Origin of the sequence: Lactobacillus johnsonii (assembly GCF_013487865.1) — a bacterium.
Taxonomy (GTDB): domain Bacteria; phylum Bacillota; class Bacilli; order Lactobacillales; family Lactobacillaceae; genus Lactobacillus; species Lactobacillus johnsonii_A.
Window position 1 is genome coordinate 872,772 of record NZ_CP047409.1, and the last position, 14,931, is coordinate 887,702.

Annotated in this window: 16 protein-coding genes; 15 read left to right on the top strand and 1 reads right to left on the bottom strand. The window is 35.2% G+C overall.

Going from position 1 to position 14,931, the window contains the following annotated elements:
• Nucleotides 1-63: 63 nt before the first annotated feature.
• From msrA to GTO82_RS04125, 5 genes are all read left to right on the top strand, one after another.
• Nucleotides 64-621 (top strand): peptide-methionine (S)-S-oxide reductase MsrA, encoded by a 558-nt coding sequence (msrA, locus tag GTO82_RS04105; protein ID WP_180873889.1) that lies wholly within the window; start codon nucleotides 64-66, stop codon nucleotides 619-621.
• 65 nt (nucleotides 622-686) lie between these two features.
• The gene (locus GTO82_RS04110) at nucleotides 687-1,565 is read left to right on the top strand and encodes a YitT family protein (RefSeq protein ID WP_011162146.1); all 879 of its coding nucleotides are present in this window, start codon (nucleotides 687-689) and stop codon (nucleotides 1,563-1,565) included.
• Nucleotides 1,566-1,653: 88 nt separating this feature from the next.
• A complete protein-coding gene (locus tag GTO82_RS04115) occupies nucleotides 1,654-2,316 on the top strand; it encodes a serine dehydratase beta chain (protein ID WP_180873890.1) in 663 nt (220 codons plus the stop codon).
• Nucleotides 2,317-2,328: 12 nt separating this feature from the next.
• Nucleotides 2,329-3,210, top strand: coding sequence for an L-serine ammonia-lyase, iron-sulfur-dependent, subunit alpha (gene sdaAA / locus GTO82_RS04120; protein ID WP_180873892.1), 882 nt, complete (start codon nucleotides 2,329-2,331; stop codon nucleotides 3,208-3,210).
• A 1-nt stretch (nucleotide 3,211) separates the two neighbouring features.
• Nucleotides 3,212-3,532, top strand: coding sequence for a metal-sulfur cluster assembly factor (locus GTO82_RS04125; protein ID WP_180874078.1), 321 nt, complete (start codon nucleotides 3,212-3,214; stop codon nucleotides 3,530-3,532).
• 65 nt (nucleotides 3,533-3,597) lie between these two features.
• On the opposite strand, the gene GTO82_RS04130 is transcribed toward GTO82_RS04125, so the two are convergent.
• Nucleotides 3,598-4,440, bottom strand: a complete 843-nt coding sequence (locus GTO82_RS04130) for a pyruvate, water dikinase regulatory protein (protein WP_180873894.1) — start codon at nucleotides 4,438-4,440, stop codon at nucleotides 3,598-3,600.
• Between the two features lie 150 nt (nucleotides 4,441-4,590).
• Here GTO82_RS04130 and rpsU point away from each other — a divergent pair, with 150 nt between their 5' ends.
• From rpsU to rpoD, 10 genes are all read left to right on the top strand, one after another.
• Nucleotides 4,591-4,767: a 30S ribosomal protein S21 gene (rpsU, locus tag GTO82_RS04135; RefSeq protein WP_003647180.1), complete on the top strand. Its 177-nt coding sequence runs from the start codon at nucleotides 4,591-4,593 to the stop codon at nucleotides 4,765-4,767.
• 106 nt (nucleotides 4,768-4,873) lie between these two features.
• A complete protein-coding gene (locus tag GTO82_RS04140) occupies nucleotides 4,874-5,317 on the top strand; it encodes a GatB/YqeY domain-containing protein (RefSeq protein WP_004895110.1) in 444 nt (147 codons plus the stop codon).
• An 81-nt stretch (nucleotides 5,318-5,398) separates the two neighbouring features.
• Complete coding sequence (locus tag GTO82_RS04145; protein ID WP_180874079.1) at nucleotides 5,399-6,307, top strand: PhoH family protein; 909 nt, start codon at nucleotides 5,399-5,401, stop codon at nucleotides 6,305-6,307.
• A 3-nt stretch (nucleotides 6,308-6,310) separates the two neighbouring features.
• Nucleotides 6,311-6,838 (top strand): rRNA maturation RNase YbeY, encoded by a 528-nt coding sequence (gene ybeY, locus GTO82_RS04150; RefSeq protein WP_061399924.1) that lies wholly within the window; start codon nucleotides 6,311-6,313, stop codon nucleotides 6,836-6,838.
• 24 nt (nucleotides 6,839-6,862) lie between these two features.
• On the top strand, nucleotides 6,863-7,774 hold the full coding sequence (gene era / locus GTO82_RS04155; protein WP_004897196.1) for a GTPase Era: 912 nt from the start codon (nucleotides 6,863-6,865) through the stop codon (nucleotides 7,772-7,774).
• Nucleotides 7,775-8,527: a DNA repair protein RecO gene (gene recO, locus GTO82_RS04160; RefSeq protein WP_180873896.1), complete on the top strand. Its 753-nt coding sequence runs from the start codon at nucleotides 7,775-7,777 to the stop codon at nucleotides 8,525-8,527.
• Nucleotides 8,528-8,821: 294 nt separating this feature from the next.
• A complete protein-coding gene (gene glyQ, locus GTO82_RS04165) occupies nucleotides 8,822-9,739 on the top strand; it encodes a glycine--tRNA ligase subunit alpha (protein ID WP_180873898.1) in 918 nt (305 codons plus the stop codon).
• Nucleotides 9,732-11,804, top strand: a complete 2,073-nt coding sequence (gene glyS / locus GTO82_RS04170; RefSeq protein ID WP_180873900.1) for a glycine--tRNA ligase subunit beta — start codon at nucleotides 9,732-9,734, stop codon at nucleotides 11,802-11,804. Before glyQ ends, glyS begins: the two co-directional genes overlap by 8 nt.
• 23 nt (nucleotides 11,805-11,827) lie before the next feature.
• Entirely contained in the window at nucleotides 11,828-13,639 is a 1,812-nt protein-coding gene (gene dnaG, locus GTO82_RS04175; protein ID WP_180873902.1) for a DNA primase, read from the top strand.
• 15 nt (nucleotides 13,640-13,654) lie between these two features.
• Nucleotides 13,655-14,773: an RNA polymerase sigma factor RpoD gene (gene rpoD / locus GTO82_RS04180; protein WP_180873904.1), complete on the top strand. Its 1,119-nt coding sequence runs from the start codon at nucleotides 13,655-13,657 to the stop codon at nucleotides 14,771-14,773.
• Nucleotides 14,774-14,931 lie beyond the last annotated feature (158 nt).

Sequence of the window (14,931 nt, forward strand, 5' to 3'; positions counted from 1 at the left end):
AGGAACCTAAAAAGTACCACAATTTTGATAAATATTGATTTTTTTAGAAAGTTAGTGAAAAGTATGAAAGACGTTAAATCCCTTGATAACAATGAAAAAACGCAGTATGACACAGCTATCTTTGCTGGCGGTTGTTTCTGGTGCATGGTTGCTCCTTTCGATACATATCCTGGTGTCATAAAGGTCGAATCAGGTTATACCGGTGGAGTCGTGCCTAACCCTACTTACGAACAAGTTTGTACGGGATTAACTGGGCATACTGAGGCGGTTCGCATTACTTATGATCCAAATAAACTATCTTATGAGGATTTGGTTAATATTTATTGGCAAGTTACTGATCCAACTGATGCTATGGGACAGTTTCAAGATCGCGGCAGTCAATATCAACCAGTTATTTACTATAATTCACTTGAACAAAAAGAAATTGCTGAACAATCACGTAAATCTTTAGCAGATTCAAATAAGTTTTCAGATCCAATTGTAACCCGTATTGAACCAGCAAAGCCTTTCTATTTGGCTGAAGATTACCATCAAGATTTTTATAAAAAAGATCCAGCTCGGTATGCTTTAGAAGAGGCCGGAGGGAGAGAACAATTTATCAAAAAACATTGGAAAAAATAGACTTGTTTTTAACTATAAATATCTTTACACTAGATACGTTATAAACATAGTAAAAGAGGAAAATTATGAGTACATTAGAAAGGCTTTCGCGACGCCATATTTTAATTTCAAAGTTATCAGCAGCTTTGTTTTATGCTTTAGCCGTTGCTATCGCCTTAAACTTTTTCTGGCAACCTGGTAAAATTTATGCTTCTGGAATTACTGGTTTTGCCCAAATTTTGCAGTCGGTATCAGAACGATATTTGCCATTTACATTAGCTACATCAGTAATGTATTTTGTACTAAATATCCCATTATTTATTTTAGGATGGTTTAAAATTGGCCACCGTTTTACGATTTTTACTTTAATTGCAGTTTTATTGGCATCTATCATGATGAAAATTATTGCTCCAATTAAGATGAGCTATGATCCAATTATTTGTGCAATTTTTGGTGGAGTAATTAATGGTGTTGGTACTGGGATAGCTTTAAAATCAGGTATCTCTACCGGTGGCTTAGACGTCTTAGGAATTATCTTACGAAAGAAAACTGGTAAAAGTTTTGGTCAAATAAATATCTTTTTTAACCTAATTATCGTAATCTGTGCCGGTTTTGTATTTGGATGGACTCGAGCTCTATATACGGCTTTGAACATCTTTGTCAATGGTAAGGTAATAGATGCTGTCTATAATCAACATCAAAAGATGCAGGTCTTAATCGTAACAGAACATCCTAAACATATTATTGATGGAATTCAGGCTAAAATGCATCGTGGGATTACGATTTTGCATGATGCAGAGGGTGCATATAGTCATACTGAAAAGACAGTTTTATTAATGGTAATTGATAAATATGATATGTATGACATTTATAATATTGTCTTAAATAATGATCCGTATGCCTTCATGAGTTTAAGCGAAGTTTCGAAGGTATATGGAAGATTCAAAGAACAGACGCCAGTTTAGATGTTACTAGAAAACGATTATTTCACTTTATATAACAAAGGGAATGATCGTTTTTCTTTGAAAATATTTTTATATAGGGAAATCTAACATGGAAAATCGTTTTAAAAGTGTTTTTGATATCATTGGTCCAGTTATGATTGGACCGTCTAGTTCACATACAGCTGGTGCAGTAGCAATTGGCAGAGAAGGAAACAAACTTTTTGGAGGAGTTCCTAAAAAGGTTACTGTTCATTATTATGGCTCTTTTGCTCAAACTCATCGTGGACATGGTACTGATTATGCAATTGCAGCAGGAATTTTGGGCTTTACTACTTCTGACTTACGAGTACCAAAAGCCCCGGAGATTGCCCGTAAGCGCGGCATTGATATTAGGTTTGTAGAGGAAAAGGGAGAAAGCCCGATTCATCACCCAAATACGGCGATTTTAGATATGACTGACGGTCATAAAAAAGTTCAATTAGCAGGCTGTTCCATTGGTGGTGGGGCAATCGAAATTCGACGCCTAGTAATCCATGATATTGTGGTTGAGCCAAGCGGTACGTTACCAATTGTTTTATTGATTGACCCAGAAAGAAAAATAAAAAATCAAAGATCCTTAACTTCCTTTTTACAACAAAAGGCACCTTTTAATGAAAGCAGAATTTATAAAAGCCCTGAATACTACATCTATGAATATGATATTCAAAACTATTTCAAGCTTTCTTTAATTGGAGAACTCAAGAAAAAATATAAAAACATTGTTTGTTTATGAAATGAGAAACTAATGTACAATCACGTTAAAGAAATTGTTGCAGACGCTGAAAAACAAGAAAAACCTATTTCAGAATTGATAATTGAACAAGAATGCAAATTATCAGGATTATCACGAGAAAAAGTATGGAATAAAATGAAATATAATCTTGAAACCATGCGTGCTGCGGTTAGTGAGGGAAGTACTGGTAAAGGAGTATTTTCTCATACTGGCTTAACAGGTGGTGAAGCGATTAAAATAAAAAAATATCGTGAAAAAGGTCATACTCTTTCTGGTGATTTCATAATGGAAGCTGTGCAAAATGCAGTAGCAACAAATGAAGTAAATGCTGCGATGGGCGTCATTTGTGCAACCCCAACAGCTGGCTCTTCTGGCACACTTCCAGGTATTTTATTTATGCTTGAAAAAAAGCTCGACTTAAATGAAGAACAAATGATTCGCTTTCTCTTTACTGCAGGAGGAATGGGATTAGTTATTGGAAATAATGCGGAAATTGCTGGGGCAACCGGCGGATGCCAAGCAGAAGTCGGTTCAGCATCCGCAATGGGCGCAGCAGCGGCTGTAGAAATAGCTGGTGGTACGCCCGCGCAAAGCTCCCAAGCTTTAGCGATTGCGATGTCTAATTTATTGGGACTAGTATGTGATCCAATTGCGGGACTAGTAGAAGTACCCTGCGTAAAAAGAAATGCAATTGGAGCTGGAAACGCTCTAATTGCAGCTGATATGGCATTAGCTGGATGTACTAGTGTTATCCCGGCTGATGAATGTATTGAAGCAATGAAAAAAGTAGGCCATCAAATGCCAGTAGCATTAAGAGAAACTGGTATTGGAGGATTAGCAGGCACTCCAACAGGACAGGCTATTAAGGCTAGAATTTTTGGAAAAGATGTTTAAAATGCGCACTAGTGAAGAAATTAAACAAAATATTATTAATCAACTAGCAACTGTCATAGACCCGGAGTTAGGGGTAGATATTGTTAATCTAGGACTAGTTTACAAGCTTGACTTAGATGAAGATGGAATTTGTCTAATTAATATGACTTTAACCACTCCAGCTTGTCCTTTAACAGAAGTATTAATTGAATTAGTTAATGCTGCGGTTATGAAGGTTCCTGAAGTCAAAAATGTTGATGTTGAGTTCGTTTGGTACCCAGTTTGGAGTCCTGAGAAAATGAGTGATCAGGCTAAAAAACATTTTGGATATGATAAAAGATAATAGAAGCAAAAAAAGATCTTTCAAAATTTAATGAAAGATCTTTTTAAAATATTTAATTTTATTTGTTACTTAGCGTAGTCATCAATACCGAGGTGTTCTAAAATTAGTGCTGCTGTTTCTTCAATTGAACGATGAGCAACGTTAATTACATAGCAACCAAGTTTTTTATAAAGTTTATCAGCTGCTTCAAGTTCTGCATTGATAGAATCCATATTAGAGTAAGTAGTATCTGGGTTCAAACCATAGGCTATCATTCTTTGTCGCCTGATCTCGTTCAAAACGGACGGATCATTTGTTAAACCAATGATTTTCTTAGGATTAATCTTATAGATTTCATCGGGAATATGGGTTTGAGGTACAAGTGGTAAATTAGCGACCTTAAGATTTTTGTTAGCTAAGAATAAAGAAAGTGGAGTCTTAGAAGTTCGAGAAACACCAAGTAAAACAACGTCAGCTTCTAAGAAACCTTTTGGATCTTTTCCGTCATCATACATAACAGCAAATTCCATTGCAGAAATTCTATCAAAGTAATTTTGACCCATGTGGTGGACAGCACCAATTTCATGTTTAGGTTCTTCGCCAGTTAAAGCATGAATGTTATCAATTACGCCAGAAAGTAAGTCGACGTATTTCATATTATGTTCACGTGCAAATTTAATTACAGTCAATTGTTCATCTTCGTGAATCAAGGTAAAGGCAATTAATACGTTTTCAAATTCTGTGATTTCACTAAAAACTTTTTCTAGCTTTTCTCGATTTGTAATAAAAGGATAGCGGCGGTAGTTAAATTTAATGTTTGGATATTGCACCGCACCAGCTTGGACCATATTGAAAGCTGTATCACCTACAGAGTCCGAGATAATAATTAAATTAACAATTTTTTGATTTTCTTTTTTTTCTTCAGTCATATATTTCACCTCATTAATTATCTAAATTATACCAAAATAAGTAAGAAAAATGTTAATCGACTATTGACCGTTTTTTCTCGTTTAGCTATAATTTAACTATATTGTTGTGGCACATATTTGTGTGCCAAGAAATGGAAGGAGGGATCTCACATGGCTAAGACAATCGTTCACGAAAACGAGTCTATTGATGATGCTCTTCGTCGTTTCAAACGTTCCGTTTCTAGAAGTGGTACCTTGCAAGAATACCGCAAGCGTGAATTCTACGAAAAACCAAGCGTTAAGAGAAAGTTAAAATCCGAAGCTGCTCGTAAGCGTAGACATTATTAATATAGAAAAAGCTCCTGGTAGAAAATTCTTCTATCAAGAGCTTTTTTTATATAAAAAGTTTAAAATAGACTGTGTAAGTTTTGATTAAAGAGGAGAATTAAATACAATGTCACTAAATGATACTTTAATGCAAGATATGAAAACAGCTATGAAAGCCAAAGATAAGGAAGCCTTAACTACAATTCGCTCGCTTAAGGCGGCAGTAATGAATTATAAAATTAAAGTGGGACATGATCTAACTAGTGATGATGAATTAACAGTTTTGTCTAGCGCTCTTAAACAACGCAAAGAATCTTTAGAAGAATTTACTAAGGCTGGCAGAGATGATTTAATTAATCAAACAAAGAATGAAATGAAATTAATTGAAAAATACATGCCAAAGCAAATGTCTAAGGAAGAACTTGAAGAAACTGTTGAAGAAACAATTAAAGAAGTTGGAGCAAGTTCTAAAAAAGACTTTGGTAAAGTTATGCAAGCTTTAATGCCAAAAATTAAGGGTAAGGCTGATGGTAAAGCAGCTTCTTCAATTGTTGGTAAAAAGCTTAACTAATAGCTTTTATTAAACGGAGGATTTTAAGTGGGACAAACTACTATAGAAGCAACATTTACACCAACTAAACCAGAAACAATCATGAATTTAGTTGGAATTAACGATGCAAATTTGCGTTTAATTGAAGAATCTTATGATGTGCAGGTAACTGATACTGGTAGTGAAATCGAAATAACCGGAGAAGAAAGCATTGTTAAGAAAATTATGCAAATTTTTACTGCTTTGGATAAGGTTGTTACCCGTGGAGTTACTATTACTGCAACTGATGTTGTTAGCGCAATTAAGATGGCAGATAAGGGAACTTTAGAATTTTTTGGAGAATTATATAATAAAATTCTAATTAGGGATGCTAAAGGTCGTCCAGTTCGCGTTAAGAATATGGGACAAAAACGCTATATTGAAGCTATTCAAAAATATGATGTCGTTTTTGGAATTGGACCAGCTGGTACAGGAAAGACTTTTCTAGCCGTAGTTATGGCGATTGCGGCCTTTAAAAAAGGAGAAGTGTCCCGGATTATTTTGACTAGACCAGCGGTAGAAGCAGGCGAATCATTAGGATTTCTTCCAGGTGATTTAAAAGAAAAAGTTGATCCATATTTAAGACCAATCTATGATTCTTTATATGCTATTTTAGGTGTAGAGCCAACCAACCGTTTAATGGAACGTGGGGTTATTGAAGTAGCTCCTCTAGCATATATGCGTGGTAGAACTTTGGATGATGCTTTTGTAATTCTAGACGAAGCACAAAATACAACACAGGCACAAATGAAGATGTTTTTAACAAGATTAGGATTTAATTCTAAAATGGTTGTCAATGGGGACCAGACCCAAATTGACTTGCCAGGAAAAGCAAAGAGTGGATTATTACAAGCTGAACATATTTTACAGAATATTGAGCAAGTAAAATTTATTAACTTTACTTTTAATGATGTTGTTCGTCATCCCGTTGTGGCCAAAATTGTTAGAGCATATGAAGAAGAGGGACACTAAGAGTTGAATAATTTAGATATTTCTTTTAATGATGAAGTTAATTTCTTAAAAGATAGCGATAAAGATTGGATTCCATGGATTAGCAACTTATTATTATCAGCAAAAAAAGAGATTCATAAAGAGAATGCTCAAGAAATGAGTATTAACTTTGTTTCTTCCAAAAAAATCCATGAAATTAATAAGAAATACCGCGGCAAAGATCGTCCAACTGATGTAATCTCTTTTGCAATTGAAGATGGATTAGATGAAGACTTTATGAGTGCTTTTAGTGACGATCCTGATTTTGTAGAAGATATTGGGGATTTATTTCTTTGCCCTGAAGTTATCAAAAGACATAGTGTAGAGTATGAAACTGGATTTAATCGGGAGTTTGGTTATACACTAGTTCATGGATACCTTCACTTAAATGGTTATGATCATATCGAAGATGATGAAGCCAAGATTATGTTTGGTATCCAAGGTAAAGTTTTACGTGAATATGGACTTCCGCTTCATCCTGATCAAGAAAATCATGGAAAGCAAATTCACTAAAACTTAAATAAAAAGGATGTAACAATGATGGATGAAAAAAAAGACTTTAAATCAGGTTTTGTAGCTTTAATTGGTAGACCTAATGTTGGTAAATCAACTCTCTTGAATTATTTAGTGGGGCAAAAAGTGGCAATTATGTCACCACAACCACAAACCACTAGAAATAAAATTTCAGGTATTTATACTGATGATCAGGAGCAAATAGTTTTTATTGATACTCCTGGGATTCATAAGCCAAAAAATAAATTAGATGACTTTATGGATAAGTCAAGTTACTCTGCTCTAGACGAAGTAGATGTGGTTTTATTTATGGTTGAACCTGAACCAGCAGGTAAGGGAGACCAATATATTGCTGAACTTCTTAAGAAAATTAAAAAGCCTGTATTTTTAGTGATAAATAAGATTGATAAAGTCCACCCAGATGAGTTATTATCTATTATAGATTCATATAAGAATCTAGGCGATTTTGCTGAAATTGTTCCAATTTCTGCTTCACAAGGAAATAATGTTTCCGAGTTGATTAAAACAATTGCTAAATATTTGCCCGAAGGTCCGCAATTTTATGATGCAGACCAATTGACTGACCGTCCAGAATATTTTATTGTAGCTGAATTAATTCGCGAGCAGGTTTTGAAGCTCACTCATGAAGAAGTTCCGCATGCTACGGCCGTGGTAGTTGACCGAATGCGGGATCATGAAGGTGGCAAGCTTCAAGTTGAGGCTACAATTTATGTTGAGCGTCCCGGTCAAAAGGGCATTATTATCGGCAAGAAAGGTCAAATGTTGAAGCAGATTGGAATTGCTGCACGTCAGGAAATTGAAGCTTTATTAGGTGAAAAGGTTAATTTACGCCTATGGGTTAAGGTTCAAAAGAATTGGCGTTCTGATCCTGCCTTTCTTAAATCTATTGGCTACAACGCTAAGGAATTAAGATAGATGGCACGTGAACTTTGTGAAGTTCAAGGATTAATTTTTAAAAGAAAAAAATATAAAGAAGCAGATGTTCTAACCAAGATCATGACTAAAGATCATGGTATTTTTACAATTGATGTAAGAGGAGCACTGAGACCAAAGTCCAGATTAGGAGCTGCAACCCTTAACTTCTCTTATGGAAAGTATATTGTAAATACAAATTGGAAGGGAATCAGTACGCTGCGGACTTTCAAGGATGTAAAGCAGCTGGACCAGTTATATTTAGATTTAACTAAGAATGCGTATTCGAGTTATGTTTTAGACTTGCTTGACCATGCTTTTGTTGAGTATAAAGATATTGGAAGTTTTTATGATTTGATTATGAAAGCGTTGCTGAAGATAAATTCAGGAGAAGATGCGGCAATTATTACCCAGATGGTACAACTGAAGTTGCTTAATGCATATGGAGTAGCGCCACAATTAGATCGTTGTCTAATTTGTGGTAAAGTACAAGGTGTGTTTGACTACTCGATGGAATTAGGTAGAATTATTTGTAGTGATCACTTTAATAGTGTCAGTCAAAGGATGCATCTAGATCCTAAAGTAGTAGCCTTGATTCGTACTCTAGCTTTAGTTGATATTGATCGTTTAGGGAAAATAAAAATTAATCCACAATTAAAAAAGTACTCTGGCAAGGTGATCGATCGGATGTACGTTAACTATCTGGATCTTAATTTAAAAACTAAAAAATTTCTTGATGAATTGGCGCTTTTTTAGCTGTTGACTTTTTATATTCGTTTAAAGACTAGTGAGGTTTTCTTACTAGTCTTTTTTTATAAAAGATGATAAAATAGATACGTATTTTGACAACTATAAAGGAATAGAAAAGTACCAATACAGCGAGTGCAGAATGGTGGAAGTGCATTTGGGAAAAGGCACCTTTTAGTCAAAGTTGTTAATTAAGGGCAGGAAGAATATTTTCCTGAATTAGGGTGGAACCGCGAAGTAAATCGTCCCTATGCAATTTTTGCATAGGCTTTTTTTATGCCTATGTTGTGAGGAGAGAGATAGATGTCAGAAAAACTGAATATCCAGGATATGATTTTTAAATTGGAACAGTTCTGGGCCTCTAAAGGTTGTATGATTATGCCTTCATATGATGAACAAAAAGGTGCCGGGACAATGAGTCCATATACATTTTTACGTGCTGTTGGACCAGAACCTTGGGCAGCTTGTTATGTTGAACCTTCAAGAAGACCTGCCGATGGTCGATATGGTGATAACCCTAATCGTTTATACCAACACCACCAATTCCAAGTAGTTATTAAGCCTGCACCAAAGGACATTCAACAATACTATTTAGATAGTTTAAGAGTATTAGGTATTGAACCTCTTGAACACGATATTCGATTTGTTGAAGATAACTGGGCAAACCCATCTATGGGTTGTGCCGGTGTTGGTTGGGAAGTATGGCTTGATGGAATGGAAGTTTCTCAATTTACTTACTTCCAAGTAGTTGGAGAACTTGATGTTAAACCAACTATGAGTGAAATTACTTATGGTGTAGAACGTCTTGCTTCTTACATTCAAGATGTAAACTCAGTCTTTGATCTTGAATGGGGTGATGGAGTTAAGTATCGTGATATCTTCAAGCAACCAGAATATGAACATTCTAAGTATGCTTTTGAAGAAAGTAATCAAGAACAATTACTTAAGTTCTTTGATATTTACGAAGCTACTGCTAAGCGTTTGTTGAGTCAAAATCTAATTCATCCAGCTTACGATTACATCTTAAAATGTAGTCATACCTTTAACTTGCTTGATGCACGTGGTGCAGTTTCAGTTACTGAAAGAGCTGGGTACTTATCAAGAATTAGAAACTTAGCTCATCTTGCTGCTAAGGGATTTGTTGAAGAGCGTGAAAAACGTGGCTTCCCATTATTAAAGCACCAAGAAGAAACTAAGAAAGCGGGGCAAAACAATGACTAAAGATTATTTATTTGAAATTGGCACTGAAGAAATGCCAGCTCACGTTGTTTCTAAAAGTGTTAAGCAATTAGCTGATCGTACTAAAAAGTATTTAAAGGAAAATGGTTTATCCTTTAAAGATATTAAGACTTATTCAACTCCACGTCGTTTAACGATTTTAGTTGAAGATTTAGCTGAAAAACAAGAAGATATTGATGAAGTGAAAAAGGGCCCAGCTAAGAAGATTGCGCAAGATAAAGATGGCAATTGGACAAAAGCTGCTCAAGGGTTTGTCCGTGGTCAAGGAATGACTACTGATGACATTTACTTTGAAGAGCTTAAGGGCACTGAATATGCTTATGTTCATGTTCAAAAAGAAGGTAAAAAAGCTTCCGATATCTTAATGGGAATGAGTGATATTGTTAAAGCAATGACCTTCCCAACTAAGATGCGCTGGGGTAGCTACGACTTCGAATTTGTTCGTCCAATTCATTGGATGGTTTCTTTACTTGGTAGTGAAGTAGTGCCAGTTAAGTTACTAGATGTAGTAGCTGGTCGTAAAACTCAAGGTCATCGTTTCTTAGGCGACAGTGTAGTATTAGCTAACGCTGATGATTATGAAGAAGCATTAAAGAGCCAATACGTAATTGCTAATGCTGATGAACGTAAGGGTATGATTCTTAACCAAATTCAAGAACTCGTTGCTCAACATAACTGGAAAGTTAATATTGACAAGGGTTTACTTGAAGAAGTTACTAATTTGGTTGAATATCCAACCGTATTTGCTGGTTCTTTTGATGAAAAATATTTGAACATCCCTGATGAAGTATTAATTACTTCAATGAAGGATAATCAAAGATATTTTGAAGTCTATGATGAAAACGGCAAATTAATTAATCACTTCATTTCAGTTAGAAATGGAAATAGTGAATACTTAGACAATGTCATCGCTGGTAATGAAAAAGTTCTTGTTGCTCGTTTAGATGATGCTCAATTCTTCTATGATGAAGATAAGAAGTACCCATTAGCTCACTTCGTTGATAAGCTTAAGAATGTTTCTTTCCATGATAAGATTGGTTCAGTAGCTGAACATATGGCACGTGTTCAAATTATTGGTGATTACCTTGGTAAGAAGTTTAATGTTTCAGATACTGAAATGAAAGACTTTGACCGAGTTAGTGATATCTACAAATTTGACCTTGTTACTTCAATGGTTGGTGAATTCGCTGAATTACAAGGTGTCATGGGAATGCACTATGCCCGCTTAATTGGTGAAGATGAAAATGTTAGTGTAGCAATTAAAGAAAGTTATATGCCAACTAGTGCTGAAGGTGAATTACCAACTACTACTGTAGGTTCTTTACTTTCAATTGCAGATAAACTTGATGCAATCATTTCCTTCTTCGGTGCAGGTATGATCCCATCCTCATCTAATGATCCATATGCATTAAGAAGAAATGCATACGGAATTGTAAGAATCTTATTAAACGAAGGTTGGTCACTTCCTATTAAAGATGTTTTACCAGAATTAATTCAATTACTATCAGGTAAGACCGCAGCTAAGCTACCTAAGGATGCCGAAGCTGAAAATGAAATTGCCGACTTTATTCGTGATCGTGTAAAGCAACAATTACAAGTTGAAAAATATGACTATGATGTAATTGATGCTGTGCTTGCATCTAGTCAACAAGATCCAATTCAAATTTTGGCTGCTGCTAAGACCTTGCAAATGCATCATGATGATGATGACTTTAAGCCAGTAGTAGAAAGTTTGACTAGAATTACTAATATTTTGAAGAAAGCAAAATATAGAAATGCTAATAACATTGATGAAAGTCTTTTCCAAGATGTTAGTGAAGGAGAATTATATGCTGGCGTAAATGCATTAGAAGAAAATAATAATTTGAGTATTGCCGATCTTTATAAAGGTTTTGTAGAATTACAACCTGTAATTAATAATTACTTTGAAAGTAATATGATTCTGGATAAGGATGAAAAGGTAAAGAATAATCGTTTGGCTCAATTATTAAAGGTTAATAATTTAGCTGATCGAATGGGTGACTTAAGTAAATTAGTAATTAAATAATAATTGATTGGGATGATCCATTGATGGCAGGACGTATTCCTGAACAATTTATCGATGAAGTTAGAAACTCGATCGATATTGTGGATGTAATAAGTCAATATGTCTCTTTAGAAAAAAAAGGTAAAGATTATTTAGGACTTTGCCCTTTCCATCAAGAAAAAACGCCTTCGTTTACTGTTAATGAAGGAAAGCAGTTTTTTAAATGCTTTGGATGTGGTAAAGGTGGAAACGTATTTAAATTCTTAATGTATCAGGATCATCTGACTTTTCCTGAAAGTGTAAGAAAAGTTGCTGAATTAGCTCATCTTCATATGCCAGATGGCTATGGTGAAGCAGTAAAGCCAATTAGCCCGTTAAAGAAGATGTATCGACAGGCAACAGAATTTTACCAGCATATTTTGCTCACAACTAAAGTTGGTGAAAGAGCACTTGAATATGCTCAAAAACGTGAATTAACTAATGATCTATTAGAGCATTTTAAGGTGGGCTATGCGCCTGATAACGATACAATTTTGTTAACTTATCTTCGCCAAGAAGGTTATACAGATGCTGAACTGCGAGAAAGTGGTTTATTTGTAGAGTCACAAGATGGACAATTATTTGATCGTTTTCGTGATCGATTAATGTTTCCTTTAGGGGATGAATCGGGCTATACAGTAGGATTTTCTGGGCGACGAATTAGTAATGATAAAACTATTGCTAAATATATGAATAGCCCAGAAACCAAGATTTTTAATAAATCTAAGTTACTATTTCACTTTGCTGAAGCAAAAAAAGCGGCAAGAAGCGAGAAACATCTGGTTCTTTACGAAGGATATATGGATGTAATTGCTGCTTATAAGGCCGGTATTCAGTCTGGTGTTGCTTCGATGGGAACCAGCTTAACCACGGAACAAGTATATATGCTGAGACGAATCACTCCCAATATCTTAATTAACTATGATGGAGATCCGCCTGGCATTCATGCTGCTGAAAGAGCAACGAAGTTATTTGGGCAAGTACAGGGATTCAATTTAGGAATAATTGTTTTACCCGAAAATCTCGATCCAGATGAGTACGTAAAGAAATATGGAGTAGAGAAATATCAAGCAGAGGTTGCTGGTGCACTTAGCTCAATGGATTTTCTACTTGAAAGATTGGCTAATCAATATAATTTACATAATGATCGAGAGAAGCTAGGATATATTACGGCTAGTGTACAAATGATTGCTGGCCTGAATGATCCAGTTGCGGCAGATTTGTATCTTGATAAATTAGCACGTCAAACTGGAGTTACTCGTGAATCATTAAAAGTAACTTTTGTGCGTGAAAGACGTAAATTACAGCGTGCAAAGAATCATCAGCAAGCTTATCAAGCTCCTAAATCACTTCCAATAGATCAGCCTAGTGAGCCGAAAGAAGAGCAAGCAGGTACTGATCTTGAGATTAGGAATCCGGCTCTTGATCGCTTGCTTTACCTATTCATACACAGTGATGAAGCAAGGGATTATTTATTGAGTCAGCAATTTTTGTTTCCAGATGAACGTTATGCAAAGTTAGCAGAATTTTGGTTAAAATACCATCAGACTCATGAAGGGGCAGAGGTTACTGGCTTCATTGATTTTATTCCTGAAGAACTTCAAGGTATAATTATTAATATGGAGATGATTTCAATGCCTCCAGATTATTCTAAGCGCGAATTAGATGATCAATTGCGGGCATTGGAAAAAAGTAAGATTGATCAGCAATTAAATGATTTGCTTAATCAATTGAAGGATGCTCAAAGAAAACAAGACAATAGTTTAGAGCTTGAAATAGCGCAAAAAGTAATTGCGTTAAGAAGAAAGAAGTTTTAGAGGGGGCTTTTTTACATGGCAGAGAGTAAGACTACCAAAGAAACAACAATGACACTTGATAAAAAGGTCAAGGAAGTTGTTAAGGAAGTTAAAAAAGATAAACAAATTACTGAAAACAAATTTACTGCTCAACTAATTAAGCCATATGATCTTCAAGGAAAAGCGGTAGATCAACTAGTTCAAGAATTTGAAGACAATGGAATTAGTATTGTTGATGAAAATGGTGAACCTTCAAAATTAGCTTTAAAGAAGCAAAAAGACGTTGAGAAGGCTGAATTGAAAGATATGTCAGCACCTTCAAGCGTAAGAATGAATGATCCAGTTCGGATGTATTTGAAGGAAATCGGACGTGTTTCACTGTTAAATGCTGATCAAGAAATTGCCTTGGCTAAGAGAATTGAATCAGGCGATGAAGAAGCTAAGCAAGAATTGGCTGAAGCTAACTTACGTTTGGTAGTTTCTATTGCTAAACGTTATGTTGGTCGTGGTATGTCCTTCTTAGACTTAATTCAAGAAGGTAACATGGGTTTGATGAAGGCCGTTGACAAATTTGACTATCGTTTAGGATTTAAGTTTTCAACTTATGCAACTTGGTGGATTAGACAAGCAATTACTCGTGCAATTGCTGACCAAGCGAGAACAATTCGTATTCCAGTTCACATGGTTGAAACAATTAATAAGTTGATCAGAATTCAAAGACAACTTTTGCAAGATTTGGGAAGAGAACCAACTCCAGAAGAAATTGGTGCCGAAATGGATATGCCAACTGATAAAGTTCGTGAAATCTTGAAGATTGCACAAGAACCAGTTTCTCTTGAAACACCAATTGGTGAAGAAGATGATTCTCATCTAGGTGACTTTATCGAAGATAAGGATGCAACTAGTCCTGAACAACATGCTTCATATGAATTGTTAAAAGAACAACTTGAAGAAGTACTTGATACTTTAACTGATCGTGAAGAGAATGTTTTACGTTTACGTTTTGGTCTTAATGATGGACGTACTCGTACTCTAGAAGAAGTTGGTAAAGTATTTGGAGTAACTCGTGAACGTATCAGACAGATTGAAGCTAAGGCTTTGCGTAAGTTACGTCACCCAAGTCGTTCAAATCAATTAAAAGACTTCTTAGATTAGGATAAGAGTTAACAGTAAAAACCTTGTGGTAATAGCAATATTGCCGCAAGGTTTTTTACTATAACAAAAATGAATACTAGTATATAAGAAAGTAATATACTTATATATCGTAACTGATTTAAAGTAAGTCTATAATATTAGCAGTTACTTATTTTTGG

Bases quoted from the DNA above. Each gene is read 5' to 3' on its own strand.
- rpoD (WP_180873904.1), top strand. From the start codon at position 13,655: ATGGCAGAGAGTAAGACTACCAAAGAAACAACAATGACACTTGATAAA.
- GTO82_RS04130 (WP_180873894.1), bottom strand. From the start codon at position 4,440: ATGACTGAAGAAAAAAAAGAAAATCAAAAAATTGTTAATTTAATTATT.
- era (WP_004897196.1), top strand. From the start codon at position 6,863: ATGATGGATGAAAAAAAAGACTTTAAATCAGGTTTTGTAGCTTTAATT.
- dnaG (WP_180873902.1), top strand. From the start codon at position 11,828: ATGGCAGGACGTATTCCTGAACAATTTATCGATGAAGTTAGAAACTCG.
- GTO82_RS04125 (WP_180874078.1), top strand. From the start codon at position 3,212: ATGCGCACTAGTGAAGAAATTAAACAAAATATTATTAATCAACTAGCA.
- glyQ (WP_180873898.1), top strand. From the start codon at position 8,822: ATGTCAGAAAAACTGAATATCCAGGATATGATTTTTAAATTGGAACAG.
- glyS (WP_180873900.1), top strand. From the start codon at position 9,732: ATGACTAAAGATTATTTATTTGAAATTGGCACTGAAGAAATGCCAGCT.
- GTO82_RS04115 (WP_180873890.1), top strand. From the start codon at position 1,654: ATGGAAAATCGTTTTAAAAGTGTTTTTGATATCATTGGTCCAGTTATG.
- recO (WP_180873896.1), top strand. From the start codon at position 7,775: ATGGCACGTGAACTTTGTGAAGTTCAAGGATTAATTTTTAAAAGAAAA.
- GTO82_RS04145 (WP_180874079.1), top strand. From the start codon at position 5,399: ATGAATTTAGTTGGAATTAACGATGCAAATTTGCGTTTAATTGAAGAA.
- rpsU (WP_003647180.1), top strand. From the start codon at position 4,591: ATGGCTAAGACAATCGTTCACGAAAACGAGTCTATTGATGATGCTCTT.
- sdaAA (WP_180873892.1), top strand. From the start codon at position 2,329: ATGTACAATCACGTTAAAGAAATTGTTGCAGACGCTGAAAAACAAGAA.
- GTO82_RS04140 (WP_004895110.1), top strand. From the start codon at position 4,874: ATGTCACTAAATGATACTTTAATGCAAGATATGAAAACAGCTATGAAA.
- msrA (WP_180873889.1), top strand. From the start codon at position 64: ATGAAAGACGTTAAATCCCTTGATAACAATGAAAAAACGCAGTATGAC.
- GTO82_RS04110 (WP_011162146.1), top strand. From the start codon at position 687: ATGAGTACATTAGAAAGGCTTTCGCGACGCCATATTTTAATTTCAAAG.